Here is a 25,860-nt window from a genome sequence, read left to right on the forward strand (position 1 = left end):
ATAATTTCTTCCTTTTTTTTAATTAGTTGATGATAGCTCTTTGAGTATCTGCATCAAATAGATGGATTTTATTCATATCAACAATAACCTTAATGACTTCTCCAGCTTTCACCTTGGTCTTAGGATCAACTCTTGCAATAAAGGTTACACCTTCCACTGTCATATATAAATAAGTCTCTGCACCCACCGTTTTAACAGATTGGACCTTGGCTTTAATAAAACCTCCAGCCATTTGTACGACATCCGTTTCTTCATCGTAAACATTTTCAGACCTGATGCCCATAACCACTTCTCTGCCAATATATCCCGCATCTTCTAACTTCTTTGCCGCCTCTCCAGGAAGAACTATTTCATTCTTACCGAATACAAGATGGATTTGGTCATCCTTTTTTACCACCATAACATTTATAAAGTTCATCTGAGGACTTCCTATAAACCCAGCAACAAACATGTTATTAGGTTTGGAATATAGATCTTCCGGAGAGTCTATTTGTTGAATAAATCCATCTTTCATCACAACCAGTCTGGTTCCCATCATCATCGCTTCTGTCTGATCATGCGTAACATAGATAAATGTTGTCTCAAGCCTCTGATGCAGCTTGCTAAGCTCAGCCCTCATCTGTACTCTTAGTTTAGCTTCGAGATTGGAAAGAGGCTCATCCATCAAAAACACTTTTGGCTTACGTACAATGGCACGTCCCAACGCCACTTTCTGTCTTTGCTCGCTTGATAAGGCCTGAGGTTGCTTATCCAACAGTTGAACGATATCAAGAATTTCTGCCGCTTCATCAACCCGTACCTTTATTTCTTCCTTTGGAGTCTTTCTGAGCTTCAAGCCGAATGCCATGTTTTCAAAAACTGTCATGTGTGGATAAAGAGCATAGTTCTGAAAAACCATCGCGATATCCCTATCTTTTGGCGCAACCTCATTCACCAGTCTCTCACCGATATAAAGCTCTCCTTGAGTGACTTCTTCTAAACCGGCAATCATTTTTAATGTTGTCGATTTACCGCAACCGGATGGGCCAACTAAAATCAGAAACTCTTTATCATCGATATCAAGATTGAAATCACTAACTGCAGTAACTCCCCCTGCATATCTTTTGTAAACATTTTTTAGCTTTAAGCTTGCCATACTACGCCCCCTCCTAAAATTTATGTCTCTTTATATCTATATCTTATATATCTACTATAGCATACGGCTTATCCTTATGTTAGGACAGATTTTCACAAAATTAAAAGATCATTTTAGTGACAATGCATAAACTAAATAACAATTAATAGTGAATAGTGAATAATGAATAGTGCTTTCTTTAAATTCTATAATTGTCTTGCTACAAGCATTATTTATATAAATAGCGATAAAAAATTTATAATAATGATCAAATAAGGAACAACTTGTTCTGTGTAAAATCTTTAAAAACGGTTAATATATCGAAACAAAAGACAGAAAAAGTATAAACTATCTCTGCCCTCAAATCATTATTAATTATTAGTTATTCACTATCCATTATTAATTGCCTTTATCTCACTCCTGCTGCAATTCTGATTTGTGCCTGATGCTCTTCATTCATCAAACCATCATTATGCCTTGTACTATTTTTAAAATGTATATCAAAATGACCTTGAAAATTATTCTCTTCCTTTATAGTTTCTATATCATGGGGCATATTGGCAACTGATGCTGCTATTTTTCTTCCGTTTACTTCTACTATAGACGCTCTTTCAGCCCAGCTCCACTTATTACCCCATATTTCATACATAATAGCTGCATCTTGCGCTGTTAATGGTTCACAATCTGCATGATTGGCCCCGATACTTCTTTTAATATTATAGCTTTTTCCGGTTGCAAAATCAGTTACCTTTGCCTGTGCTTCTATTGGAAACACATACTGTGCTTGCGTCCACCAGTCCAGGTATTCCCCATATTCCGCACCCGGTGTAGAAGTAACAGGAACATGGTGTACAGGTATACGCAGCTTTTGCCCCACGCTTAGCATGGATTGCAGGGTTAAATTATTGGCTTTAAGCAGTTCTGCTTGCGGTATTCCATACTGAATACTTAAATTCCAAATGATATCCCCTTTTTGAACAACATGCTCACTATAGGTAATGTATGGCTCCGTACTCGCAGGAGGCATTTCAGGCTGCGGTTGTATATCCGTCTCAGTTTTCTGGCTATCTGAAGGGATAACCAACTTTTGGCCAACATATATTACAGAAGACTCGGTCAAATGATTGGCTGTCAGAATATCCTGCGCAGAAACATTATATTTTGCACCTATTTTCCAAATACTCTCACCGCTGATTACGGTGTGAATAGTATTTGTTTCTTCAGATACCGGTTGATCTGCAACCTGAGATTTTGGAATCAATAATTTTTGCCCTATATTCAAAGAAGTATTAGGATCGATTCTATTAAGTTCTGCAATTTGCTGAATACTCATTTTATAAAAATCAGATATCTTCCACAAAGTATCCCCACTCACTACAGTATGAACAGTATATTCTGTGGATGGTTCTACAGATTCTGGTGCAGGTATGTATATTTTTTGCCCTATCATAAGTGACTTATTAGGATCAATTTTATTAAGATCAACGATCGCTTGAATACTTACCTTATAGGTATCCGCAATTTTCCATAGTACATCTCCACTTTTCACTGTGTACTCTATCGTGCTATCCGAAATAGTTACCGGTATTTTTAGCTGCTGACCCACAATAATACTTGTTCCGGTAATATTGTTTGCCTGTATGATGGCCTCAATGCTCACACTATACTTCACGCTAATCTTCCACAGTGACTCTCCCGATATAACCGTGTGCGCAATATAGATGCTATCAGCTGCCTTTGCAGGAGTTCCAGTATGGAAAGCCAGTACAGCAGAAATTCCAAGTACTGCTAACCCTTTAACTAATCTGCCCTTCACAATATTCGTCCCCCTTGTTTACATAACGTTATTTTTGTAATAAAAAAATAGAATAATATTATTGGGATACATTATGCACTAGAATTATCAGATCATATATTGCATTATGTATACTTAATATTCTTCTGTCTTATATATCGTCAATCAAGGGAGAAACTTAAGATGTAAATAATGGAAACCCTCACTTTATGTCTACAATTCGAATGATGTTTTCACTATTGTTAAGTTTATTTACATTTATACAGAAGACTGTGATAAAGTCGAATTTAGCACACCCTCCTACATATAGTTTTGATTTACTACACCAGTCGAGGTTGCTAAAATTGTCTCTGAGAAATCATTTTTGCAATTTGCTCCATCCTATGGGCGGCATTATGATCCCTCTTCCCTAATAAAATTTGCATATATTATTACAATTTTTTTAAATCAAGATATAAATCTGTTACGTCTTAATTCTATATTACACTATTAGCCATTCAATAGTCATATACTTTATTTAAAAAAGTACAATTCCCAGCACACCCGCACCAATAATCACAAAGATCGGATGAACCTTTGTTTTTATAAGCGAAAAAAACGCAACAACAGTCATGAGTATACTTTTCAATTCAAACAAATGTACCGACCCCATATTGATGTTATACCCGTTTTCCATCATTTGACCAGGTGCTGCTGCAACTATACCACTGCTCAGAGCAATCTTTACAGCCGCAAACACAATAATCCCGGTTATCACAGGTCTTAATCCATACAGTGCGGATTGTACCGCCGGATACTGATATATTTTAAAGAAGAAAACCGCTACTACAATAACCACCAACGCACATGGCAGCGCAATCCCGAGGAATGCCGCAATCACCCCGCCAACCCCCGCTACCTTATATCCTAATCCGACAGCGGCATTCACTGCCACCGATCCTGGGCACATACCTGCAATTGCAACAATATCGGTTACTTCTGCCGTAGTAGCCCAATGATTTGCTTCCAGCTCTTTGAGCATAATAGGAATCATGACATATCCCCCGCCAAAAGAAAAGAAACTCAGCTTAACAAATACTATAAATAATTTTAATAGCAGTGTCACTACTGTTCACCATCCTTTCCCTCTGATATGTCCTTTTTGGCCAAAACGCATTTTACCTGTTTGACCACGATGCCTGCTACTGCACCAAACACAATAAGAGGAATAGGGGCTATATTAAAAAACGTGGAAGCGACAAAAGCTAAAATCATGATTATAACTGTTGTTACGTCTACTAATGATGTCTTAGCTATTTTATAAGCTGCATATGCTATCAAACCGATAATCGCAGGCCGGATCCCCTGGAAAGCCGACTGCACAACAGGATTATCGCTAACTTTCGAAAATAATATGGACAGTGTCAACACGATCCCTACAGAAGGTGTTAAATTCCCAATGATCGAAATAATGGATCCGGAAAGTCCTGCAACCGTATATCCTATGAACCCTGCCGCATTTAACGCAATTGCACCCGGCAAAGCCTGTGCAACGGCAAAAATATCAACGATCTGCTCTTTTTCCATCCACTTCTTTTCTTCTACGACTTCTCGTTCTATCAGTGGTACCGCTGCATATCCTCCCCCAAAACTGAAACAACCGAGTTTAAAGAAAAGCATATAAAGTTCAATAAAAATAGATACTTTGTTCTTACTTTTACTCACAAAATCACCCCAATATTTTATTATTCAGATTGCTTTCCATCACCATCACGGCTGCCCCCACTGCAATGGCGCTATATTTAAAATACCCGCTTCTATGAAAGACCACTGAATTCTCTTCTTTTAAATAATATTTCTTTAATGCGACTTCCTTGCATTCCTGATAAAATACATTTGAATGCCACACTAACGGTCCGCTTAAAATGATTAACTGCGGATTAAGCAGGTTAATATAGTTCGCAAGCCCTACTCCCAAGATATCCGCCGCACCTGTAATAACTTCTCTGGACAAGTGGTCATTTCTTTCTGCGGCAGTGCAGATATCCTTATAATTTATTTCTTCCAGCGGCTTTGATATGATTGAGTAACGACCTTTTTTTGATGCTGAAATAAACGCTTGCGTTATGGCAGGAATAGACGAATATGTTTCTATACATCCGTAATTGCCACAATTGCATTTTTGACCGTCAACATCAATAACCATATGTCCGAAGGCATCTTCTGCATCATTAATAGGTCTCACAATATTTCCCGCTGAAACAGCACCTGTTCTTATCCCTATACCACAGTTGAAATACGCAATGTTTTTAAACCCACTTCCGCATCCAAAGAGCAGTTCTGCAAGTATAGCCGTATTGGCACCATTGTCAATCAATACCGGCAAACCAATTTCCTGTTCCAAGAGTTCACCAAGAGGTATATTCACCCATGAAGGGGCAGAAAAATATCGAGGACTGTACATTGTTCTGTTATCTCTGTCAATAGGGCCGATGGTTCCTACACCAACCCCTATGATATCTGCTTTACTGATTGCTAATTTCTTTATTGCTTTTAACAGCACTTCAGAGATGACTTCAATAGTCTTAACAGGTGTAAAAGATTTGGTCATCAGGAATTCTTCTTCAAGGATAATATCCATTTTTGAATTTGTAATAACGACGCGCGTATAAATTCTTGAAATGTCTATTCCTATAACATAGAAGATATCCGGATTTACATCATATAGCAAAGGTTTTCTGCCTCCTGTGGACTCACCTATGCCCACTTCAACAATCATCTTCTGCTCTTCCAAAGGACGTAGCGCTCTATTTAAGGAAGTTAGTTTCATATCGGCAATAAGTATTAGCTCATTCTTGGTCAGCGGGCCTTTTTTTTGTAACAAGCTAAATAGACTTTTACTTTCTCTACTTAGGTTTTTAAAGCATTTCTCCCAACTTGCCATTAGTTCCACCTCTTCTTAGATATCTACTGTATACCTCTATCATATCAACTTTTAACCATTTTGGCAATAAGTCGATACAATAAATTGCGAAATATCAGATGAGATAAATCAAATCAGTAGTTGTGAATGTGATAATGAGAATGCACCCCACCATGCGTATGATAGTATTCATCTACCAGATTCACTTTAATCAACAGCTCTTTATTTGTTAATATCTTATGCGTTGCACCATCTTCTGCAATATGGTAGTTTTCATTAAATACAACTGCACGGTCCGAAATCTCCTGTACCAATTCAAGATTATGGGTACTTGTTATAATCGTTTTACCTGCTTTGTTCAACTGAACCAGAAGGCTTACAAGCCATCTTTGACTTTTAGGGTCTAAGCCATTGGTCGGTTCATCCAATATAAGCACCTCAGGATTAGTTGCAAGAATAGCCGCTATCGCCACTTTCTTTTTCTCTCCTCCGCTTAAACGATAAGGAGGACGTTCTCTCAGCGTTTCTAAGCGAAGCATTCGTATGACATCTTCTACTCTATCCATAGTTTCTTGTTCCGAATATCCCATCTGCAGAGGTCCAAAGGCAATTTCATCCCATACGCTGCTGCAAAAGAGCTGCACATCCGAATCTTGAAAAATAAATCCTACTTTTTGGTGATACTGCTTGGAAAAATGATCATTCTCTAACTTTTCCTCAGTAATTCTTTCTTCAAAAGCAGTAAATTCTCCTGAATTGGGAGATATCAACCCACATAGGATCTTTAAAAGCGTCGATTTCCCACAGCCATTGGCGCCAAGAATACAAACTTTTTCACCTTTACTAATTTTCAGGTTTATATTCTCCAAAACCGGTTGGTTGTGTATATAACTATAGCTAACATTATTTAATCCAAAAATCGTGATATCTGTCTGTTGCAATATATTCTCTCCTTATTCAAACGATGTGTTGCTACAGCCGCTATAAGCCTCTCCGCAGGCTGCAGCCATTATCTGATACTAAAATAAGATAATATCAATATAAATATCATTATACTAAAAATCCATAAGATATCCAATCTTTTTAGTTTAAAAGAAGAGATGGTTTCAATTTGTCCTGTATAACCGCGTGCGACCATCGCATCATAGACAGCCTCACTGTATGACATACTCTTTGCAAATAACACGCCTATAATATCCGATATGAACTTTTTATTGCTTAAGTAGCTTACAGTTCCTATCGTTCTTAGTTTCCGCGCTTCAAACATCTGTAATGATATATTTATGAGCACGAAGATATATCTATATGCCATGTCCAGCATGGTTATAAAAATAGAGGGTATTTTAATTCGGCACAAACCCTTCATAAGCTCCGCCCAAGAGGTTGTCACCGTTAAAATAACTCCTAATGATACCGAGATGCTCACTCTTAATATAAGTGTTACCGCAGAGATCATTCCCTGTTTTGTAACTGATAACATCTGGGGAAGCGGAATTCCAAACCAAGATATGGGGTTTTTCACTTCATAGATGATCAGCAACGGTTCCCCGGGCACAATGATGTTCAATACCGCCGGCAGTACCATCACGGCAGTGGCTAGCGGCATCACCACCCAAATCCGTTTTGTAAAAGTAAAAACCGGCAGTTTCCCTAAAAATAATAACAAAACGGTAAATACATACATAATTATCAGAACAGATAAGCTTCTCATCATTGCCGCAAATCCCATTAATGCAACAAATGAGAGCACCTTCACCCTAGGATCAAGTTGTTGAAGCAATCCCGGCGCTTTAGAATAGTGATCAGATAAAAATTCGTTCCGCAGTGTCTCTGATAGCTGTCCCAACGTCTTGACTATAAAACTTTTTCTTTTTATACGTTTTTGTTTATTTAAAAATGGAGAGCCGGACAGCTCCGGCTCCAGCAACCATTTTGGAATTGTATTTAAATCACTCATTTAATCCTTCCTGTTCTGCGGGAACCATCTTCCCAATAAAATGAATAATACCAATCACTAATAACACGCCTGCTACTGCCGATAGAATATATCCCGCTGCTTCTCCGACAAAACTGCCGTTCAGTAGGGATATACTGTAATCAGTCATAGGCGCGATTGTCCATGATTCCGAAAGTTCTTCCATCCCTTCAGGGATATAACCCAGCATTTCCCCCACCTCTTCAGTTCCCCATTCCCCCCATGCAGTACCGGCTGCCAATAGGCCTAATGGTGTAATAAAGATCATTACTGCAAGTGCGACCCAAAGGTATTTATATCTTTTCATGATATTGCTTCCCCCTCTGCAATCCGAGTACTAATGCCTTTCCTGTTCTGCTCACCAAGCAATTCAGGATGGGTTTTGCCTACATATACATATGCCAACGCCGTGACTGCTCCTTCGATAGGTCCTGCAATCAATAAGTGTTCAAACATCATTACCGGCACCGATATCCATAATGGATGCGGACTGTAAAGTGGTGTTCCATCTGCTGCTTTGAAGAACATGGGCTGAATTCCAAATTCTATTGCTGTAAGCAGCGCAGCAACATTCAGACCAATATAGCCGGCAGCAATAGCAGCTATCACTGCCCTTTTTGATAGTACTTCCGCGTTACCCCTTATAAGTTTGTATGTGTAATATCCGACAAAAGGCATCGCAAAAGCCATATTAAAGCAATTGGCACCGATTGCCCATACGCCCCCATCACCAAATATTAGAGCCTGAATAATAAGCGCGAGAGAAACACCTATGCATGCTGCCCACGGCCCCAGCAATATAGCCAGTAAAACCGCACCCACAGCATGCCCCGAACTCCCTCCCGGCAGCGGTACATTGAACATCATAATGGTAAATGAAAAAGCAGCTCCAATAGATAGTACCGGGATATGTTTTCGCTTTAAAGTAGTTTTTATCTTCTGCAAAGCCTTCCTCCAGATAGGAATCATCACTCCTATAAAAGGAATAGCGGTTTCCAGCCCTATATACCCGTCAGGAATATGCATATAAATTACCTCCCATATGTATTTCTAAAATAAAAAACCACGAAAAGACAGACTGTACTTCATACAGTCATAACCTTCGTGGTTATATTTCAAGTATTGTGAACTACTCAAACGCAACCTTCATGATCGCTTTATTATAATATATATTATAAACATTCTCGCTTGACTATGTCAAGATTTTATATTCCTTTCATGGTCAGAGAGATCCTTTTTCTTTGCACATCTACTTCCATCACCTTGACTTTTACGATATCACCCACTGCTACCACATCCATCGGATGCTTTATATATTTATCACTAAGCTGCGAAATATGTACCAAGCCGTCCTGATGTACACCTATATCTACAAAAGCACCAAAGTCTATGACATTTCTTACCGTTCCCGTCAGAACCATATCTGTCTTCAAATCCTCAATATGTAGTACATCACTCATTAATACGGGTTTGGGCAGTTCATCCCTCGGGTCACGGCCGGGTTTCAAAAGTTCATTTACAATATCTCTCAGGGTCGGAATGCCGATGCCTAAGTCTTCCGCCAGCCTTTTTCCCTCATGCTGTGATACCTTGTCTTTTAGCTCCCGAATACCGCCCTTCCTTACATCTTCCAGCGTATACCCGGTCTTTGCCAGCAGTTTTTCCGCAGCATCATAGGACTCAGGATGTACGGAGGTGTTATCCAATATATTATCCCCTTCTGTAATCCTCAAGAAGCCGGCGCACTGTTCATAGGCTTTCGGGCCCAACTTGCCCACATTTAACAACTGCTTTCTATTATAGAATTTTCCTTTTTCTTCTCTATAAGCTACGATGTTTTTAGCAACTGTACTACTGACACCTGAAATATATTGCAGTAATGACGGTGATGCGGTGTTCAGGTCTACCCCCACGCTGTTCACACAATCTTCTACTACCCCGCTCAAAGCTTCTCCTAATCTTTTTTGGTTCATATCATGCTGATATTGCCCTACCCCTATAGCTTTCGGATCAATCTTTACCAGTTCCGCCAGCGGGTCTTGAAGCCTTCGGGCGATCGAAGCAGCACTTCTGAGCGCCACATCAAAATCCGGAAATTCCTCCGCACCTAACTTAGAAGCAGAATAAACAGAAGCCCCCGATTCACTGACCACCATATAGAGTACTTCTCTGTCCAGTTCCTTGATTAAGTCGGCTACAAATATTTCCGATTCTTTGGAAGCCGTACCGTTGCCTATGGAGATAATATCAACTTTGTGCTTATCTATTAATCCTTTAAGCACTTTTTTAGCTTCTTCAATTTTATTCTGAGGTGGCGTAGGATAAATCACCGTAGTGTCCAGTACTTTACCGGTCTCATCTACTACCGCAATTTTACAACCGGTTCTATAAGCCGGATCCAGCCCCAGCACCACTTTTCCTTTTACCGGCGGCTGCAGCAGCAGATTCTTCAAATTTGCGGCAAACACCTTAATAGCCTGCTCTTGAGCAGCTTCCGATAATTCATTTCTAATCTCCCTTTCAATAGAAGGCTGTATTAATCTCTTATAAGCATCTTCTACTGCTCTTTGGACATACTCGGTAGTAATTGCTCTTTTTAGAGGCGTTGTTTCTTTATATAAATACTTAATAATTTGTTCATCGGCTATATCAATAGATACTTTTAAGAACTCCTCTTTTTCACCCCTGTCAACAGCCAACACACGGTGCTTGGCGATTTTAGCCACCGGTTCTTTAAAATCGTAATACATCGAATATACCGAATCTTCATTCTTTGAGGCTTTGCATACCAAGATGCCGTGCTGGAATGTCATTGTTCTTATCGCTTTTCGATATTCGGCATTATCCGAAATCATCTCAGCAATAATATCCATTGCACCATTCACAGCATCGTCCACGCTATTGACCTCTTTTTCCGGATCAATATAAGGCTTAGCAATATCTTCAATATTTCCGGTATAGATATTCTGCAAATATAAAATATTAGCAAGCGGTTCAAGACCTTTTTCTTTGGCGATGGTAGCCCTGGTTCTCCTCTTAGGCCTAAATGGCCGATAAATATCTTCAATTTCCTGCAGTGTCTCTGATTTGGCAATACTTAATTCTATCTCCTCGGTGAGCTTGCCCTGTTCCTGGATAAGGCGCTTCACCTCTTCTTTTCTTGATTCAAGATTTCGTAAATACACAAGCCTATCGTAAAACTCTCTCAGAACCTGGTCATTCAGTTCTCCTGTCATTTCTTTACGGTATCTCGCAATAAATGGAATGGTGTTGCCATCATCAATTAATTTTACCGTATTTTCTACTTGGAAGGTCTTTAGCGAAAACTCTCCCTGCAGCCTTTGCAATAATGCGTCCATATTTTTCCCCCGTTCATGATGATATCTATTATTATAACTATACAAAACATACTATTTCAATTAAAAGTATAATACAAATGTACATTAATGGATGTCAAATATCAACTTATTCTCTTTCTCCACCGCATTGGTATCCATTTGCTGCTGCGAAAGCTTTTTTACATACCCCATAATTCTCGCGGCATCTTCATCTTTCGCAAATACGGTTTGTTTTTTAGCTATAATTTGAAGAGGCAGCATTTCCAACCGTGATAGTTTTCCATTGGTGAAGTCCATATCTACCATCATGCTTTCATTATTTGCTTTCTCATTCTGATCGAATATAAAATTTCCCATACTGTATATTACAGGCTTACCTTTATAAATTTCGATTCCTTGAAGCACATGCGGATGATGTCCTAAAATCATATCCGCACCGGCATCTATGATGCTATGTGCCAGTTCTCTCTGCAGCGAAGGAACATTATGAGAATTTTCCACGCCCCAATGGAAGGATACCGCAACAAGATCCACCTGTTCTTTTAGCTTTTGAATATCTTCTACGATAGGATCAATTTCATACTTGACCGCATTGCCGTTTTTATCATCCTGATGCTTCAATGGCGCTACCCCGGAAACATCATCCTTGGCTTCAAAAAAGCGCATTCTATTCTTTTTAGGAGAATCCCAAAATCCATAATGGGCAAAATCGGAGTATGCCAGAAATCCGACTTTGACACCTTTGACTTCAATGATAGCAGGCGTTCTTGCATCCATAAGATTTTTCCCCGCTCCTGCATACTTGATATTATTCCGGCTTAGCGTCTCCATCGTATCAAGCAAACCCAACTCATTGTAATCCATCATATGATTGTTTGCAATACTTACGATATCAATACCTGCGAACTTAAGCCCTTCAACCGATTTAGGCTCACCCCTCAAATTTATTTTCCCTTCTAATTTTTGTCCGCGCTCTGAAAGAACAAATTCTACATTACTAAAAGTGATATCCGCACTTTTTAAAAACTCGGCAGTTTCTTTAAAAGGCAAGGTATAATCACCTTTGGTATGGTACGCCACACCCCGGCCCAGCATAATATCACCGATCGCTTTAATATTAATAATTTTATCCGGTTCCTTCTTCTCTTCAATTTTGCTGTTGTTACTTTGAAAAGACGGCATATCCTGCTTCTCAGCCGGTTTCTCTACTTCAGTAAATACCGGCTCAACTTTTTGTGTTTCTCTTATACCGCAGGCCGGAAGCAACACAATACATAACACCAATAATAGCAATTTGATTATTTTATTCTTTTGCATACAGTTCCCCCACTTTTTGTAATATCTAAACCAATTCTACAATACTCTACAGAAACAGGCAAGCATAACAAAAACATAACTTAGTGTGTTGATCCCTAAGTTATTTTAAGTATAAAAATTAAAAACACGTATATAGATAAAAAACTCTAAAGCTAGAATTATCCTAATCCTAAATCCTATGTAACAAGAACTCAAGCGATTATCCGTAGGGGCGGACGACCCTGTCCGCCCGGTGCATTACTGCATGATCTACGGGTGGACAGAGTCGTCCACCCCTACCGAATCTCAACTGCTAGCATGATGGCAAGCCACAAGCCTAAAGTTCGTTATCTATATTCTTCAACTCATCCAATTCACGATGTGTTAGTTCTCTACACGCTCCCAGCTCTAATCCTCTATCCAAATCCACAGCTCCCATTGTTATTCTTTGTAAATAAGTTACCTTCTTTCCCACCGCTTCAAACATTCTTTTGACCTGATGAAACTTTCCTTCTACGATGGTAAGCTCTATTTCCGACTGCTCTTCTGACTTTAGGATAACAAGCTGAGCTGGCAGAGTCTCGTATCCGTCATCAAGCCCAACACCTTTCTTGAAGACTTCAACGTCTGTTTGTGAAATCTTCCCATCCACTTTTGCATAATAAGTCTTAGGAACATGCTTTTTGGGAGACAGCAGGTCATGGGCCAGCTGTCCGTCATTAGTAAGGAGCAGTAATCCTTCGGTATCTCTATCCAGGCGCCCTACAGGAAATACATCGAAATGTCTATAGGCTTCAGGTACAAGATCCACCACAGTCTTAAACTTGTTATCCCATGTAGCAGAAACTACCCCCGCAGGCTTATTCATCATCAAATAAACAAATTCGCGGTACTCCACCTTTTGTCCGTTCACCATCACTTCATTTTGATATGGATTTACATGCATACTGCTATCCTTGACAACTCTGCCATCAACAGTTACTTGTCCGACCCGTACCATTTGTTTAATTTCTTTTCTGGTTCCAAAACCACTGTTGGATAATATCTTGTCTAACCTTTGTGTATCCGCCATAATGCCCTCCAGTTATTTCCTATAGGATGTTATAAAGTGCTTGATTGGTCAGTCGCAAAGCATGGGGACGGGCCTACAGCTTCCCTAAAAAACAAGTGCAGCAGTAGGTCCGTCCCCATGCTTCACTCCTTCTGCGTGCTAAGTTAGATAACTTGGTATTTTTCAAGTCTCACTTTAGTTATCTATAATAGCGTGTACATTTCAAATCGGGCAGACACAAGGCCTGCCGCTACAACTATATATCGAGTATATCGTTTCCGTGAACTATTACCCCATTTTTCTCCATGCTTTCGGGTACATGTTTTTCAATACCCCTTCACCCTGCTTCGCCCAACCTAAAGGATAGCTGTCTACACATACAGCAGTCCACCCCTTCTTTCCCTCTACCATCAGCGTTTCACCTTTGAGATATTTTATAACGTCTTGGGATTCTGCTTTTAAATCAAGTACATTCTTAAAATCATCTATTTTCGATGCCATTACCAGCGCTTGTGACGGTTCGAAACGATTCTTTTCGATACTTCCCAATTGCACACCTGTTCTTACTATATTTAAACCTCTTATATCGGGAAGGTCTTCGGGTATGATATGTATATTGCTGCCATATACCTGCAGAATACCCTCCGGAATAGCGCGAAATATACTCTCACTAAAATCCGTCCATAACTTCTCGGTATTTTTTTCTACTACACCTGCTAAGCCTTTTTTCGGCACAATCTTTACATCTTCATTTTTCCGCAGCAACGCTATGAAATGACCCTCTCCTTTAATTTTATGGGGCCAAAAACGTACACATTTACTTAAACTTTCTCTTCCTTCTATCCAATCCGGCCTACCCTTACCCATTCCTTCCACACTTTGTATGCTTAACACCTCGTAATGGGGATTTTTATTGAGAAACCACTCAATGGTTCCTTCATTCTCTTCTGGAGAAAAAGTACAAGTTGAATAACAGATCAGCCCCCCTCCCTTGAGCATGCTATCTGCATATTCTAAAATGTCTCTCTGCATCGCACAGCAAGTCTGCACATCAAATTTTTCCCAGCTTTTTGCAGCCTGCTCATCCTTTCTCATCATCCCTTCTCCCGAACAAGGCGCATCTACAAGAATCTTGTCAAAATATCCGATAAACTTCTCTGCTAAACGCTGTGGCGTCTCATTGGTTACTACAGCATTTCGAACACCATACAGTTCTATGTTTTTTACCAGTGCTTTCACCCTATTCGCGTTAATATCATTGGTTACCAGCACGCCTTTCCCTTGCAGTCCTGCTGCAATTTGAATGGTCTTGCCTCCGGGAGCAGCACACATATCCAAAATTTTTTCTCCCGGTTTTGCATCTATGATTGTCCCCGGAGCCATCGCACTGGGTTCCTGAATGTAATAAATCCCCGCATGGTAGTAGGGATGCTTGCCCGGCGCCGCTTCTTCTTTATAATAAAAGCCATCCCTTGTCCATGCAACCGGTTCTAATTCAAAGGGGCAAATCTCCAAGAATTGCTCTTTGCTGATTTTCAGGGTATTCGCCCTCAATCCATAAAACCGGCCTTCATCATAAGATTTTAAAAAATCTTCATATTCATCTACTAATAATGCTTGCATTCTATCTAAAAATTTTTTGGGTAACCTCATTGTCAGTTTTGATTCTCCATTCCTCATTATCAATTAAATGGTTTATATCCGTAGTTATCCATGATTTGTCTTATTGCGTCTATCACTGCCAGCTTTTCATACCTATCACTGCATGATTTCATAGCATTGGTTACATACTGCGTTACCTCTTGTACCGTATTAAAAGCAGGCGGCATTAAAAACAGCAGGATATTCATCTTAACTTTTGTAATATTTGGAGGTGTACTTTTAGATTTTTCCTCTATAAAATCTATTAGGCTTTGCGCTTTATTATTTGCAACCATAGTATCTACTTGTTCACATCCTTCATAATTATGTATATAAATATCAGGGTCAACAAATAAACAATCCGAATTAAAAAGTTCTATCATTCTAATATTATCAATATCTTCTCGTAGTCCCAAATCGGAAATAGTATCTTTATATTCATCTGCTGCATAATTAATCACATCCATATATCGTTCTATCCTGTCCATCCACTTCTCTTGCTTACCTTCCAGCCTCACAAGCTTAGTGATTATTTCATTAGACATCGTGAAGTCATATACGGTCTCTTTAATCATTTCTTTTATAATTCCCATCATTTCACTTACTGATTCTAGCGCAGGTTCCTCTTGCCACAGTACTTCATAGTCAGCAACACATGTCTTTTCGATCATTGCAATTGCTTTATTTACTATACCGGTTGTGTAATTGCATAGATTGATCATTAGGTTAATATCATCTGCTATGTTCTGAATTTCTTCTCCTTTTTCGTCCACTTGGTGCTGTGAAAGATTACTGAAGTCAATATTTCTCATATTTTCAATCGGTTTTACAATAAATTTAAATGTTTCTCCATAGTGTTTTATCCGCTCAGGATAAAATGTGTCCATCAGCATCTCTATAAATGCTTCCAGATCTTTAGTATATGCCCCCTTATAATTTCCGATGCTGCTTACAATATAATCATAAAACCTTTGCTTGCTGATTTTTATAGGAAGGCACCTTAATATCGCCTTAAGCTTTTCATTAACAATAAGCTTCTCTTTCTGTGAAAAGATAAACTTTATGACTTCCTCCACAAAACATTCCATATTCACCTGTTGTAGTTCCTGCTGCTCAAAATAACTTTTTTCGCTAGCAGAAGTTAATATATATATATATACTTCCAGCACATTTTGATAAGCAGCAAGGACTTTCGCACGTTCTAACATCATCTTTTTAATAGCTTTTAATCTTTTTATTCTATCATCTTTCTCTCTCTCGTCGGCTATAAACCATGTATCAATTCGATTTAACAGATCTCTTATAAAGATGATATCCTGTTCTACTTCATATTCCTGTTCTAATACGGGCCTATTCCTGGGTTGGTTTAATATATCCAGTAAGGCAACATATTCCAAGCTTATTCCAACAAGTCCCTTTATTGCATAATTAACTTGCTGCCTTTCCAACAAGCATTCCAGCATTTCTTGTAATTTATCTACATCTATTAAACGTTTTTTTAATTTTCTTCTAATATCACGGATGTTGATAGTTTTCATGACCTCGTTCCCACTTTCTATACACCTGTATATCTCTATCCAAATCGTTACCAATGTATTATACCATAATAAAAACTAAAAACACCAGTTTATTACACTGGTGTTTTTCTTTACTATTTGTTTACTATTTTTTAACCATCAATCTTATACAACAGCGAATGCATAAAACCGTCAATTGCTGTTGTCATAATATCTCCTGCCACTACACTATCTTTATATATAAGCATGTTCGCTCGTACATCATCGTTATTATAAACAGGATGATTTATTACTTTATAGGTATACCTTTTCACTCTCTTCCCTTTGTATACTTCTAGGTCAAGCCCTATTTCTTGTTGTATTTTATTATAATTAGTATATACACTTCCAAATTTTTCCGGAATTTGGACTTCCATGATCTCAATGGGTTTCTCTTCGACTTCCCAACCAAACTGCTTTAAAAAGTTAATCCGATCCTCATTACTTTTAATATTTTTAAAATTATATGAGATATCATTCTGCAACGTATTGAATATAATCGTATATTTTGCTTTTATGAATATGGATGCTGCTGATATCATCATAAGTAGAATGATTAATACCGCAATGATTAACTTTTTTTTGCTGAATTTGAAGGAAACTATAAACATAGTATACACTTCCTTAAAAATATTCTTATTACATCATATTTTTAAGGAAGATAAAATATGCGTAAATATATATTTTTAGCACTTATTCTGCGCTTTCGCTCTTAACTTGCTCGATTACCTTTTGCGCTACATTGGCTGGAGCTTCTTCATATCTTTCAAACTTCAAACTGAAGCTTCCTCTTCCCTGCGTCATTGACCTTAAATCTGTAGCATACTTAAACATTTCCGCCATGGGCACTTCTGCAACAACCTGCTGCTGCCCTCCGATTTGAGGATTCATACCAAGTATTCTCCCTCTCCTCTTATTAAGATCACCGATTACATCTCCCATGTAATCATCAGGAACTACTACTTCCACATGCGCAATAGGTTCCAAAAGGACAGACCCTGCTTGCTCCAACCCTTTCTTATATGCCAATGAAGCAGCTACCTTAAAAGCCATTTCTGAAGAATCTACAGGATGATACGAACCATCCACTAATGTTGCTTTCAAATTAACTACCGGATAGCCGGCAAGCACTCCATGAACCATACTCTCTCTCAAACCCTTTTCTACAGCGGGAAAAAAGTTTCTGGGGACAGCACCACCGAATATCTTTTCCTCAAATATAAGATCTTCCGTCTCTCCCGCTTCAAACTCGATCCATACATGTCCATATTGTCCATGTCCTCCGGATTGCTTTTTATGTTTACCTTCCACTTTCACTCTTTTCTTAATAGTCTCTCTATATGGAACTTTAGGATCACTTAAGTCTACTGCCACTCCAAATTTAGCTTTCAGCTTACTCACCACAATGTCCAGATGCTGCTCACCTATGCCGGATATCAGCATTTGATGTGTTTCGGTATTCAGTTCCACTTTTAACGTAGGATCTTCTTCTACCAGTCTATGCAAGCCTACACCAATCTTCTCTTCATCACCTTTTGCTTTAGGCGTAATTGCCAGAGAGATTGCAGGTTCCGGGAAATCAACGCTTTCCAGAATGATAGGGTCGGCACTATCGCATAATGTATCTCCTGTATTGGTATTCGCCAATTTTGTTACTGCACCAATATCCCCTGCTGTGATCTTATCAACTTCAATTTGTTTCTTACCTCTTAATAAATATAAACGTCCTATCCTCTCATTTGTATCAGTCTTAGCGTTATATACCGTGGAATCAGCGTTCAACGTTCCACAAAAAACTTTAAATATGGATAATTTCCCTACATACGGGTCTGCAACTGTTTTAAATACCAGCGCAGCCAATGGCTCATTTTCAGCAGGGTTTCTTTCAATCACATCATCAGATTCCGGTCGTGTGCCAACAACTTTACCCATTTCATCAGGAGACGGGAAGTATTCAACAATCGCATCCATCAATACCTGCACTCCTGTATTGGTCAGAGCAGAGCCGCAAAGCACCGGAACGATGCTGCCTTCTTCTACGCCTACCCTTAAAGCGTGATGGATCTCTTCAATGGTAAACTCTTCACCTGCAAAATATTTTTCCATTAACTCTTCACTGGATTCTGCAACAGATTCCATGATCATTTCTCTTACCGGCATAATTTTCTCTTCCATACCATCAGGAATAGCAACATCTATTACCTTTTGACCATCAAATTTTCGTGCCTGCATATCAACTACATTTACAAAACCGGTAAAATGCTCTCCTTCACGAATAGGAACTTGGAAAGGTGCAATCATCTTTCCAAATTTTTCTCTCAATTGATCTAACACCGCATAGAAATTCGAATTGTCTTCATCCATTTTATTTACAAAAACAATTCTGGGAAGTTTTCTATCTACAGCATACTTCCACGCCTTTTCAGTCCCTACTGCCACTCCGGATTTCCCGCTTACTACAATCACAGCAGCGTCAGCAACACGGACGCCTTCCATGACTTCACCAACAAAATCAAAATATCCAGGGGTATCAATAATATTTAACTTGTCACCTTTCCACTCGCAAGGTGCTATTGCAGTACTAATGGAAATCTTTCTCTTAATTTCTTCCGGGTCATAGTCAGTAGTTGTCGTACCATCAGCAACTTTACCAAATCTATCCAGCGCACCCGTATTATATAAGATGGCTTCTGCCAATGATGTTTTACCTGCTCCACCGTGTGACATCAGGCATACGTTTCTGATTTTTGATATTGGATATTGCTTCATACGTTTTCCCCCTTAGACTGTAAATTTTGGGTTAAGAGAATATTACATCCTTATTAATATTATTCGATATTTTTTCCAAATTTCCTTTTTTCAATTAAAATTTTTTAACAATATTTTTATATTTTTATATTTATTTTATACAAAAACCATGCCAACTTTATAATGAATTTAGTTATTAGTGCATTATTTTTTTGTATATATTGATTATTCTACTATTTTTATACATGGAAGAGGGAAGGCAATTAACAACTAATAATTAATAGTGAATAGTGAATAGTGAATAATGTACAGTGGACAATATTATCTGAGCAAATATGTACCACACTTATTGTGACGCATATTGCATTCGCAATCTTATGTCTTGTTAAAAGTAATATATTTTTTGCAATGCTGAAAGCAATAATTTGACCATTATTTTTGTCAGATATATTTCTTTTTTACTCATATTCCTATATAATATTATGAAAAACAGTGGCGTTTCGGTGTAATGGTTTTGGGTGTATGCCACTCTTAACTCACCTCCCACTATCACTGGAGTTGTTATTATGTCTATACGTTTTAGAGATGCTTTAAATAGTATCGCCCCATATGTCCCCGGTAAACCTATATCGGAAGTACAGCGGGAATTAGGATTGGAGAAGGTTATCAAGCTGGCTTCCAATGAAAATCCATTAGGGTGTTCTAGCAAAGCCAAGGACGCTATGATGGAAGTGATGAACACACCGGGACTTTATCCTGATGCAAATAGCACTGAATTGAGAAATGCCTTGGCTAAAAAAATGAAGCTTAAGCCGGAGCAACTCTTCTTTGGTGCCGGGTCTGATGGAATTATAGAAATGATTCCAAAAGCCTTTATTGATCCCGATGATGAAGCCATTATGGCAGTTCCGTCATTCCCATTGTATGAAACAAACACCAAGTTGGCCGGCGGTATTTGTATCGGAATCCCGTTGGACAAAGACTATTTCTTTGACTTGGACGCGATGGAAGAAAAAATCAATGATAAGACCAAGTTGATTTGGCTATGTAATCCTAACAACCCTACAGGAACAATGTATACCAAAGAGCAGCAAGATGCTTTTCTTGAAAAAGTTCCCGATCACGTTGTTGTAGTATTGGATGAAGCATATTACGAATATGTGACGCGTGATGACTATCCTGAATCTTTACAACTGCTGGATAAATATAATAATATTATTATTTTAAGAACTTTCTCCAAAATTTATGGCTTGGCCTCTGCTAGAATCGGATATGCCATTTCAAATGAAAAGATCATCAGCTATCTTGAAAGGGTTCGAAGTCCTTTTAACGTAAGTTCATACGCACAAGCTGCTGCAACAGCAAGCTTAGAAGATGATACGTTTAAAAAGACGAGCTATTTGACCAATAAAGAGAACAAAGAGTACTTATATAGTACTTTCGATAAACTTGGTCTGGTATATCTCCCCTCCGAAACTAATTTCGTAATGGTGAATGTGAACCGTAGCAGCAAAGAAGTATTCCAATCACTATTACATAAGGGTATCATCGTACGCCCGGGGTATTTGTACGGAATGGATACATGGTTGAGAGTTACCATTGGTTTGAGAGAAGAATGTGAAGAGTTTGTTAAAGCACTAAAAGAAACAGTGAATAATAAATAGCTAATAGTGAATAGTACAGCGTAACCACAAGAATTATTCACTATTCATTATTCACTATTAACTTTTCACTAGTGTAGTATGGAAGCATGGTATTGGCAAACACTAAAAACAAGTAGTATTGTAGAAAGGAAGAGATATTATGATTATTGTAATGAAACCCGAATCAACCCAAGAGCAAGTAAAAGAGGTATGCGGTGTACTGGACTCTCTTGGGCTTGGCATTCACATTTCAGAAGGCGCACTGGTTACCATTATTGGAGTAATCGGTGATAAGAGAGTGCTTAATGATGTACCTCTTGAACTCATGCCGGGGGTGGATAAGCTAGTCCCTATTATGGAGTCTTTCAAGCTGGCAAGTAAAACATTTAAACCGGAGGCCTCGGTAGTAAATGTCAATGGTGTTCAAATCGGCGGTAAAGAAATCGTGATTATGGCCGGTCCTTGTGCTATAGAAAGCAAAGAGCAGCTTTTCGAAGCTGCAGATTCAATTAAACAAGCAGGAGCGCAGTTTTTAAGAGGCGGCGCTTACAAGCCCCGAACATCTCCTTACTCATTTCAGGGATTGGAAGAAGAGGGTCTAAAATATATGGCCGAAGCTAGAGAACGAACCGGCCTTAAAATTATAACCGAAGTAATCAGCCAGAAATCTATCGAGATCGCTGAAAAATATGTAGACATGTTTCAAATTGGCGCAAGAAATATGCAAAACTTCTACCTATTAAGAGAAGTAGGTAAAACAAAAAAACCGGTTCTGCTTAAAAGAGGCCTTTCCGCAACAGTGGAAGAATGGTTGAATGCAGCAGAATATATTATGAGCGAAGGTAATTATAATGTTGTTTTATGTGAGAGAGGTATCCGCACATTCGAAACAGCTACCAGAAATACACTCGATATTAGCGCTATCCCTGTTATCAAAAGCAAAACTCATCTGCCGGTAATAGTAGACCCAAGTCATGCTACAGGCAAATGGGAATATGTCGCACCGTTAAGCCGTGCATCCATCGCTGCCGGTGCGGACGGACTCATGATAGAAGTTCATCCTAATCCCAGGTGTGCCCTGTCCGATGGTCCGCAATCTTTAACTCCACAGAACTTTCATCAGCTTTGCAGCAACATAAGCAAGATTGCCTCCCTGCTGGACCGCGAATATAAGGTTGATTAAACCTTATTATACTCAGACAACGTGGTCAGATACTATTTATAAATACCACTAAATATATTGCATTCAGACGTAAAAGTAGAGATATGGGAACGGGTTTCCTGACACGACGCCTTGGGTGACTGGAAATACATTCAAAAGTATTGAAAGCATGGTGACGGAGGTACTGCTTCACGTCCTCATGCTTCACTAAGTGGCCTCGAACCGGCTCCTATATGTCTGAATGCATATGTAACGTACTTAGTGTGACTTATTGCGTCATTGTACAATGTCCATTGTCCATTATAAAATACGGGAGGTTATCATGAACATTAAATGTGTAACAGTGATTGGGTTGGGGTTAATTGGCGGCTCTATCGCAAAGGCTCTAAAAGAAAGATGCGGCATAGATAAGATCATAGGAATAGATAATAATGACAATACATTACAACAGGCAATAGATGAGGGAATAATATCCGTGGCATTGAACGATGTTTCTACTGAAATGCATCAATCGGATATTGTTTTTGTTTGTACACCTGTAAATAAGACCATAGAATGGATTCAAAAAGCAGCTTCTGTTGTGCCGCATCATTGTATCATTACGGATGTGGGAAGTACCAAAGCCCATTTGATCAATCAGGTGGAAAAACTGCCGGAAATGTTTCATTTCATAGGTGGTCACCCAATGGCCGGTTCTGAGCAATCTGGCTATATGTCCAGCAAAAGTCATCTATTTGAAAATGCTTATTATATTATTTCTCCATGCGAAAAATCCACGCATGACGATATTCAAATTTTAAAAGAATTGGCTGAGTGCTTTGGAAGCATACCTATTGAAATACCTCCGGAATTGCATGATAAAGTTACCGGAGCCATCAGTCATGTACCTCATATCATTTCCGCAGCACTGGTAAACATGGTTAAGGATCTGGATACCTCCGGGCAATATATGCAGAAGCTGGCAGCCGGCGGTTTTAAGGATATTACCCGCATCGCTTCCTCCAATCCGGAAATGTGGCATAATATTTGTTTTAGCAACAAAGATGCTATTTTGGACATCTTAGATGTCTACTTAGGTCTTTTGAATACGTATAAAACGTACATCGAAACACTGAATGGCCATGAGGTATTTCAATTCTTTGCGGATGCTAAAGAATTTAGAGACTCCTTTCCCTCCAAAGTTACCGGACTTATCCCAGGCACGTATGAACTTTCTGTGGATGTGGTGGACAAGCCGGGAATCATCGGAGAAGTTGCCACCATACTGGGTAAAAATGATATTAATATAAAAAATATCAATATCAGCAACAGCCGGGAATATGAAGGCGGAGTATTGATCATCAGTCTACCCAATCGTGTAAGCATGGATAAATCTTATGAAATCTTAATAAAATATGGTTATCACGCAATTAAAAGACACTAGCATATTTATTGCCATTATAAAAATACCGACAAATCCTCATATCTGGGATTTGTACAGCACGAACGATGAATATATAAATTAAGGAGCGAAGTACCATGATTATCAGTCCTGCAAAATCATTGAAGGGTGAAATTACTATCCCGGGCGATAAGTCTATTTCACACAGAGCTGTAATGTTTGGTGCCATTGCTGAGGGCATTACTGAGATTGATGGTTTTCTCACCGGAGAGGATTGTCTTAGTACCATTGATTGTTTCCGAAAGTTAGGCATACAAATAGATACCTTCCCACATAACAAAGTAAAAGTATTCGGAAAAGGGATGTATGGATTACAACCTTCATCCGACGTACTATATACAGGGAATTCAGGTACTACTACACGACTGTTGTTAGGTTTGTTATCCGGCCAAGGGTTTGAGAGCAAAATTGACGGAGATGAATCGATAAGAAAACGTCCTATGGGCCGAGTGATTGAACCCCTCACTCAAATGGGAGCAAACATTACAGGCATGGATAATAACAACCTCTGCCCCCTTGTCATAAAAGGGCAGCCCTTACATGGAATTAAGTATAAGCTTCCGGTCGCCAGCGCGCAATTAAAATCTGCTTTATTGCTGGCAAGCCTATATGCCCAAGATCATACCATCATCATCGAGCCGGAGAAATCCCGTGATCATTCTGAGTTAATGTTAAATTATTTCGGTGCGAATATTTATACCGATGGACTTGATGTGCATAGTGCACCAGTCTCACAGCTGCATGCACAGCATATTACGGTTCCCGGTGATATTTCTTCCGCCGCATATTTTATGGTCGCAGGTCTTATTGTACCTGATTCGGAAATCGTAATCAAAAATGTAGGAATCAACCCTACACGAACCGGAATCATTGATGTGCTTACTCAAATGGGCGCAAATATTCATATGAATAATACGAGAACAATGAATAATGAGCCTGTTGCCGATGTGGTTGTAAAATCTTCTTCTTTAGTGGGTACTATCATTGAAGGTGCTCTTATTCCAAGGCTTATTGATGAAATCCCTGTCATTGCTGTGGCAGCTGCTGCCGCAAAAGGCACTACCATTATCAAGGATGCGCAAGAGCTAAAAGTAAAAGAATCTAACCGCATAAAAACGGTCGTAACCGAGCTAAAGAAAACAGGCATAAATATACAGGAAACTGATGACGGTATGATTATTGAAGGCGGGCAAACAATCAACGGTGCTCAGTTCGAGTCCTATCATGACCACCGGATTGCAATGTCCATGGCTGTCGCCGGACTGGTCGCAACTAACGAATCCTTCATTAATGGTTCTGACTCGGTGAATATATCTTTCCCCGGCTATTTCAAACTATTAGAATGCTTGCAACGATAAAAAATGAGGCCCTGGGATACCCCAGGGCCATATATATAGGAAATAGAATTATGCAATAATAAATCACTTCATCCATGAAGAAGTCTTCATGAATTAAAGTCCTCTAGCCTCTTTAATCTTTTGAACAAATTCTTTACCGATTCTTGTAATAGATGCATAGTCTCCGGTCTTCGCTCCGGCTGTGAGCGCTCCACCTGCCCCTACCGCAACTGCACCGGCTTTTATCCATTCACCCACATTATTTACATCGACGCCGCCGGTAGGCATCATTTTAGCATACGGAATAGGGCCTTTAATCGCTTTAATAATCTTTGGTCCAAAAGCTTCTCCCGGGAAAATCTTAATAATATCTGCACCTGCTTCCATCGCTTCTACCACTTCTTTTATGGTCATCGCACCTGGCATGCAAGGTATTCTGTACCTGTTGCAAAGCTTAACAGTTTCAAGATTAAAGTAAGGACTTACAACATACTGAGCCCCTGAAAGTATAGCCACTCTCGCAGTTTCAGAATCCATTACCGTTCCGGCACCAAGAATAATTTCTCCCTTGGTGTATGTTTTTGCTAACTCTTCAATTACCTTATGCGCCGCCGGCACAGTAAAAGTTAATTCAATCGCTGCTACACCACCTTCGATGCAAGCATCTGCAATCTTTAGCGCTTGTTCACTGCTTTCTGCACGAACAACAGCAACAATCCCAGCCTCAGAGATCCTAGTAATCACTTTTTCCTTTTCAACCATTTTATTAACCCTCCATTTTATAGTAAATAATGAATAATGAATAGTGCTATTAGTGTCATCTTTTACTTTGCATTGTATCATTATTCGAAACACCGTTTT

At 39.1% G+C, this 25,860-nt stretch carries 21 protein-coding genes; 4 read left to right on the forward strand and 17 right to left on the reverse strand.

Annotated features, from left to right (window positions below):
• Positions 1 to 22 precede the first annotated feature (22 nt).
• The 16 genes from ugpC to fusA form a co-directional block, all read right to left on the reverse strand.
• Positions 23 to 1,135, reverse strand: a complete 1,113-nt coding sequence (gene ugpC, locus QKW49_RS13550) for a sn-glycerol-3-phosphate ABC transporter ATP-binding protein UgpC (RefSeq protein WP_282863170.1) — start codon at positions 1,133 to 1,135, stop codon at positions 23 to 25.
• A 388-nt stretch (positions 1,136 to 1,523) separates the two neighbouring features.
• Positions 1,524 to 2,930 carry a LysM peptidoglycan-binding domain-containing protein gene (locus QKW49_RS13555; RefSeq protein WP_282863172.1) on the reverse strand — a complete coding sequence of 469 codons (1,407 nt, stop codon included), beginning with the start codon at positions 2,928 to 2,930 and terminating at the stop codon, positions 1,524 to 1,526.
• A gap of 496 nt (positions 2,931 to 3,426) precedes the next feature.
• The gene (locus QKW49_RS13560; RefSeq protein ID WP_282863173.1) at positions 3,427 to 4,014 is read right to left on the reverse strand and encodes a chromate transporter; all 588 of its coding nucleotides are present in this window, start codon (positions 4,012 to 4,014) and stop codon (positions 3,427 to 3,429) included.
• Positions 4,014 to 4,613 carry a chromate transporter gene (locus QKW49_RS13565; protein WP_282863174.1) on the reverse strand — a complete coding sequence of 200 codons (600 nt, stop codon included), beginning with the start codon at positions 4,611 to 4,613 and terminating at the stop codon, positions 4,014 to 4,016. Before QKW49_RS13565 ends, QKW49_RS13560 begins: the two co-directional genes overlap by 1 nt.
• Positions 4,614 to 4,617: 4 nt before the next feature.
• Positions 4,618 to 5,832: an ROK family protein gene (locus QKW49_RS13570; protein WP_282863176.1), complete on the reverse strand. Its 1,215-nt coding sequence runs from the start codon at positions 5,830 to 5,832 to the stop codon at positions 4,618 to 4,620.
• Between the two features lie 113 nt (positions 5,833 to 5,945).
• Positions 5,946 to 6,752, reverse strand: coding sequence for an ABC transporter ATP-binding protein (locus QKW49_RS13575; RefSeq protein WP_282863177.1), 807 nt, complete (start codon positions 6,750 to 6,752; stop codon positions 5,946 to 5,948).
• Positions 6,753 to 6,820: 68 nt separating this feature from the next.
• Entirely contained in the window at positions 6,821 to 7,768 is a 948-nt protein-coding gene (gene cbiQ, locus QKW49_RS13580; protein WP_282863178.1) for a cobalt ECF transporter T component CbiQ, read from the reverse strand.
• A complete protein-coding gene (locus tag QKW49_RS13585; protein ID WP_282863179.1) occupies positions 7,761 to 8,093 on the reverse strand; it encodes a PDGLE domain-containing protein in 333 nt (110 codons plus the stop codon). The genes cbiQ and QKW49_RS13585 overlap by 8 nt, the downstream gene beginning before the upstream one ends.
• On the reverse strand, positions 8,090 to 8,812 hold the full coding sequence (cbiM, locus tag QKW49_RS13590; protein ID WP_282863180.1) for a cobalt transporter CbiM: 723 nt from the start codon (positions 8,810 to 8,812) through the stop codon (positions 8,090 to 8,092). Before cbiM ends, QKW49_RS13585 begins: the two co-directional genes overlap by 4 nt.
• A gap of 179 nt (positions 8,813 to 8,991) precedes the next feature.
• Positions 8,992 to 11,145: a Tex family protein gene (locus tag QKW49_RS13595; RefSeq protein WP_282863183.1), complete on the reverse strand. Its 2,154-nt coding sequence runs from the start codon at positions 11,143 to 11,145 to the stop codon at positions 8,992 to 8,994.
• Positions 11,146 to 11,229: 84 nt separating this feature from the next.
• Positions 11,230 to 12,441: a CapA family protein gene (locus QKW49_RS13600; RefSeq protein ID WP_282863185.1), complete on the reverse strand. Its 1,212-nt coding sequence runs from the start codon at positions 12,439 to 12,441 to the stop codon at positions 11,230 to 11,232.
• Between the two features lie 316 nt (positions 12,442 to 12,757).
• A complete protein-coding gene (locus tag QKW49_RS13605) occupies positions 12,758 to 13,492 on the reverse strand; it encodes a pseudouridine synthase (RefSeq protein ID WP_282863186.1) in 735 nt (244 codons plus the stop codon).
• A 267-nt stretch (positions 13,493 to 13,759) separates the two neighbouring features.
• Positions 13,760 to 15,124 (reverse strand): RsmB/NOP family class I SAM-dependent RNA methyltransferase, encoded by a 1,365-nt coding sequence (locus QKW49_RS13610; RefSeq protein ID WP_282863187.1) that lies wholly within the window; start codon positions 15,122 to 15,124, stop codon positions 13,760 to 13,762.
• Positions 15,125 to 15,153: 29 nt separating this feature from the next.
• The gene (locus QKW49_RS13615; protein ID WP_282863189.1) at positions 15,154 to 16,650 is read right to left on the reverse strand and encodes a hypothetical protein; all 1,497 of its coding nucleotides are present in this window, start codon (positions 16,648 to 16,650) and stop codon (positions 15,154 to 15,156) included.
• 131 nt (positions 16,651 to 16,781) lie between these two features.
• Positions 16,782 to 17,279 carry a DUF4830 domain-containing protein gene (locus QKW49_RS13620; protein ID WP_282863190.1) on the reverse strand — a complete coding sequence of 166 codons (498 nt, stop codon included), beginning with the start codon at positions 17,277 to 17,279 and terminating at the stop codon, positions 16,782 to 16,784.
• A gap of 82 nt (positions 17,280 to 17,361) precedes the next feature.
• Entirely contained in the window at positions 17,362 to 19,437 is a 2,076-nt protein-coding gene (gene fusA / locus QKW49_RS13625) for an elongation factor G (protein WP_282863191.1), read from the reverse strand.
• A gap of 545 nt (positions 19,438 to 19,982) precedes the next feature.
• On the opposite strand from fusA, the gene hisC reads away from it, so the two are divergent.
• From hisC to aroA, 4 genes are all read left to right on the forward strand, one after another.
• Positions 19,983 to 21,080 (forward strand): histidinol-phosphate transaminase, encoded by a 1,098-nt coding sequence (hisC, locus tag QKW49_RS13630; protein ID WP_282863192.1) that lies wholly within the window; start codon positions 19,983 to 19,985, stop codon positions 21,078 to 21,080.
• Positions 21,081 to 21,219: 139 nt separating this feature from the next.
• Entirely contained in the window at positions 21,220 to 22,242 is a 1,023-nt protein-coding gene (gene aroF, locus QKW49_RS13635) for a 3-deoxy-7-phosphoheptulonate synthase (protein ID WP_282863193.1), read from the forward strand.
• Between the two features lie 301 nt (positions 22,243 to 22,543).
• Entirely contained in the window at positions 22,544 to 23,644 is a 1,101-nt protein-coding gene (locus QKW49_RS13640) for a prephenate dehydrogenase (protein WP_282863194.1), read from the forward strand.
• Between the two features lie 95 nt (positions 23,645 to 23,739).
• Entirely contained in the window at positions 23,740 to 25,020 is a 1,281-nt protein-coding gene (aroA, locus tag QKW49_RS13645; protein WP_282863196.1) for a 3-phosphoshikimate 1-carboxyvinyltransferase, read from the forward strand.
• A 93-nt stretch (positions 25,021 to 25,113) separates the two neighbouring features.
• On the opposite strand, the gene QKW49_RS13650 is transcribed toward aroA, so the two are convergent.
• Positions 25,114 to 25,761 (reverse strand): bifunctional 2-keto-4-hydroxyglutarate aldolase/2-keto-3-deoxy-6-phosphogluconate aldolase, encoded by a 648-nt coding sequence (locus QKW49_RS13650; RefSeq protein WP_282863197.1) that lies wholly within the window; start codon positions 25,759 to 25,761, stop codon positions 25,114 to 25,116.
• Between the last annotated feature and the right edge of the window lie 99 nt (positions 25,762 to 25,860).

The organism is Petroclostridium sp. X23 (assembly GCF_030013905.1).
In the GTDB taxonomy this organism is placed as follows: domain Bacteria; phylum Bacillota; class Clostridia; order SK-Y3; family SK-Y3; genus X23.

What these genes read in the sequence shown, in the direction of transcription:
- ugpC (WP_282863170.1), bottom strand. Translation starts at nt 1,135, where the DNA reads ATGGCAAGCTTAAAGCTAAAAAATGTTTACAAAAGATATGCAGGGGGA.
- QKW49_RS13570 (WP_282863176.1), bottom strand. Translation starts at nt 5,832, where the DNA reads ATGGCAAGTTGGGAGAAATGCTTTAAAAACCTAAGTAGAGAAAGTAAA.
- cbiQ (WP_282863178.1), bottom strand. Translation starts at nt 7,768, where the DNA reads ATGAGTGATTTAAATACAATTCCAAAATGGTTGCTGGAGCCGGAGCTG.
- QKW49_RS13585 (WP_282863179.1), bottom strand. Translation starts at nt 8,093, where the DNA reads ATGAAAAGATATAAATACCTTTGGGTCGCACTTGCAGTAATGATCTTT.
- cbiM (WP_282863180.1), bottom strand. Translation starts at nt 8,812, where the DNA reads ATGCATATTCCTGACGGGTATATAGGGCTGGAAACCGCTATTCCTTTT.
- QKW49_RS13595 (WP_282863183.1), bottom strand. Translation starts at nt 11,145, where the DNA reads ATGGACGCATTATTGCAAAGGCTGCAGGGAGAGTTTTCGCTAAAGACC.
- QKW49_RS13600 (WP_282863185.1), bottom strand. Translation starts at nt 12,441, where the DNA reads ATGCAAAAGAATAAAATAATCAAATTGCTATTATTGGTGTTATGTATT.
- QKW49_RS13605 (WP_282863186.1), bottom strand. Translation starts at nt 13,492, where the DNA reads ATGGCGGATACACAAAGGTTAGACAAGATATTATCCAACAGTGGTTTT.
- QKW49_RS13610 (WP_282863187.1), bottom strand. Translation starts at nt 15,124, where the DNA reads ATGAGGTTACCCAAAAAATTTTTAGATAGAATGCAAGCATTATTAGTA.
- QKW49_RS13615 (WP_282863189.1), bottom strand. Translation starts at nt 16,650, where the DNA reads ATGAAAACTATCAACATCCGTGATATTAGAAGAAAATTAAAAAAACGT.
- QKW49_RS13620 (WP_282863190.1), bottom strand. Translation starts at nt 17,279, where the DNA reads ATGTTTATAGTTTCCTTCAAATTCAGCAAAAAAAAGTTAATCATTGCG.
- fusA (WP_282863191.1), bottom strand. Translation starts at nt 19,437, where the DNA reads ATGAAGCAATATCCAATATCAAAAATCAGAAACGTATGCCTGATGTCA.
- hisC (WP_282863192.1), top strand. Translation starts at nt 19,983, where the DNA reads ATGTCTATACGTTTTAGAGATGCTTTAAATAGTATCGCCCCATATGTC.
- aroF (WP_282863193.1), top strand. Translation starts at nt 21,220, where the DNA reads ATGATTATTGTAATGAAACCCGAATCAACCCAAGAGCAAGTAAAAGAG.
- QKW49_RS13640 (WP_282863194.1), top strand. Translation starts at nt 22,544, where the DNA reads ATGAACATTAAATGTGTAACAGTGATTGGGTTGGGGTTAATTGGCGGC.
- aroA (WP_282863196.1), top strand. Translation starts at nt 23,740, where the DNA reads ATGATTATCAGTCCTGCAAAATCATTGAAGGGTGAAATTACTATCCCG.
- QKW49_RS13650 (WP_282863197.1), bottom strand. Translation starts at nt 25,761, where the DNA reads ATGGTTGAAAAGGAAAAAGTGATTACTAGGATCTCTGAGGCTGGGATT.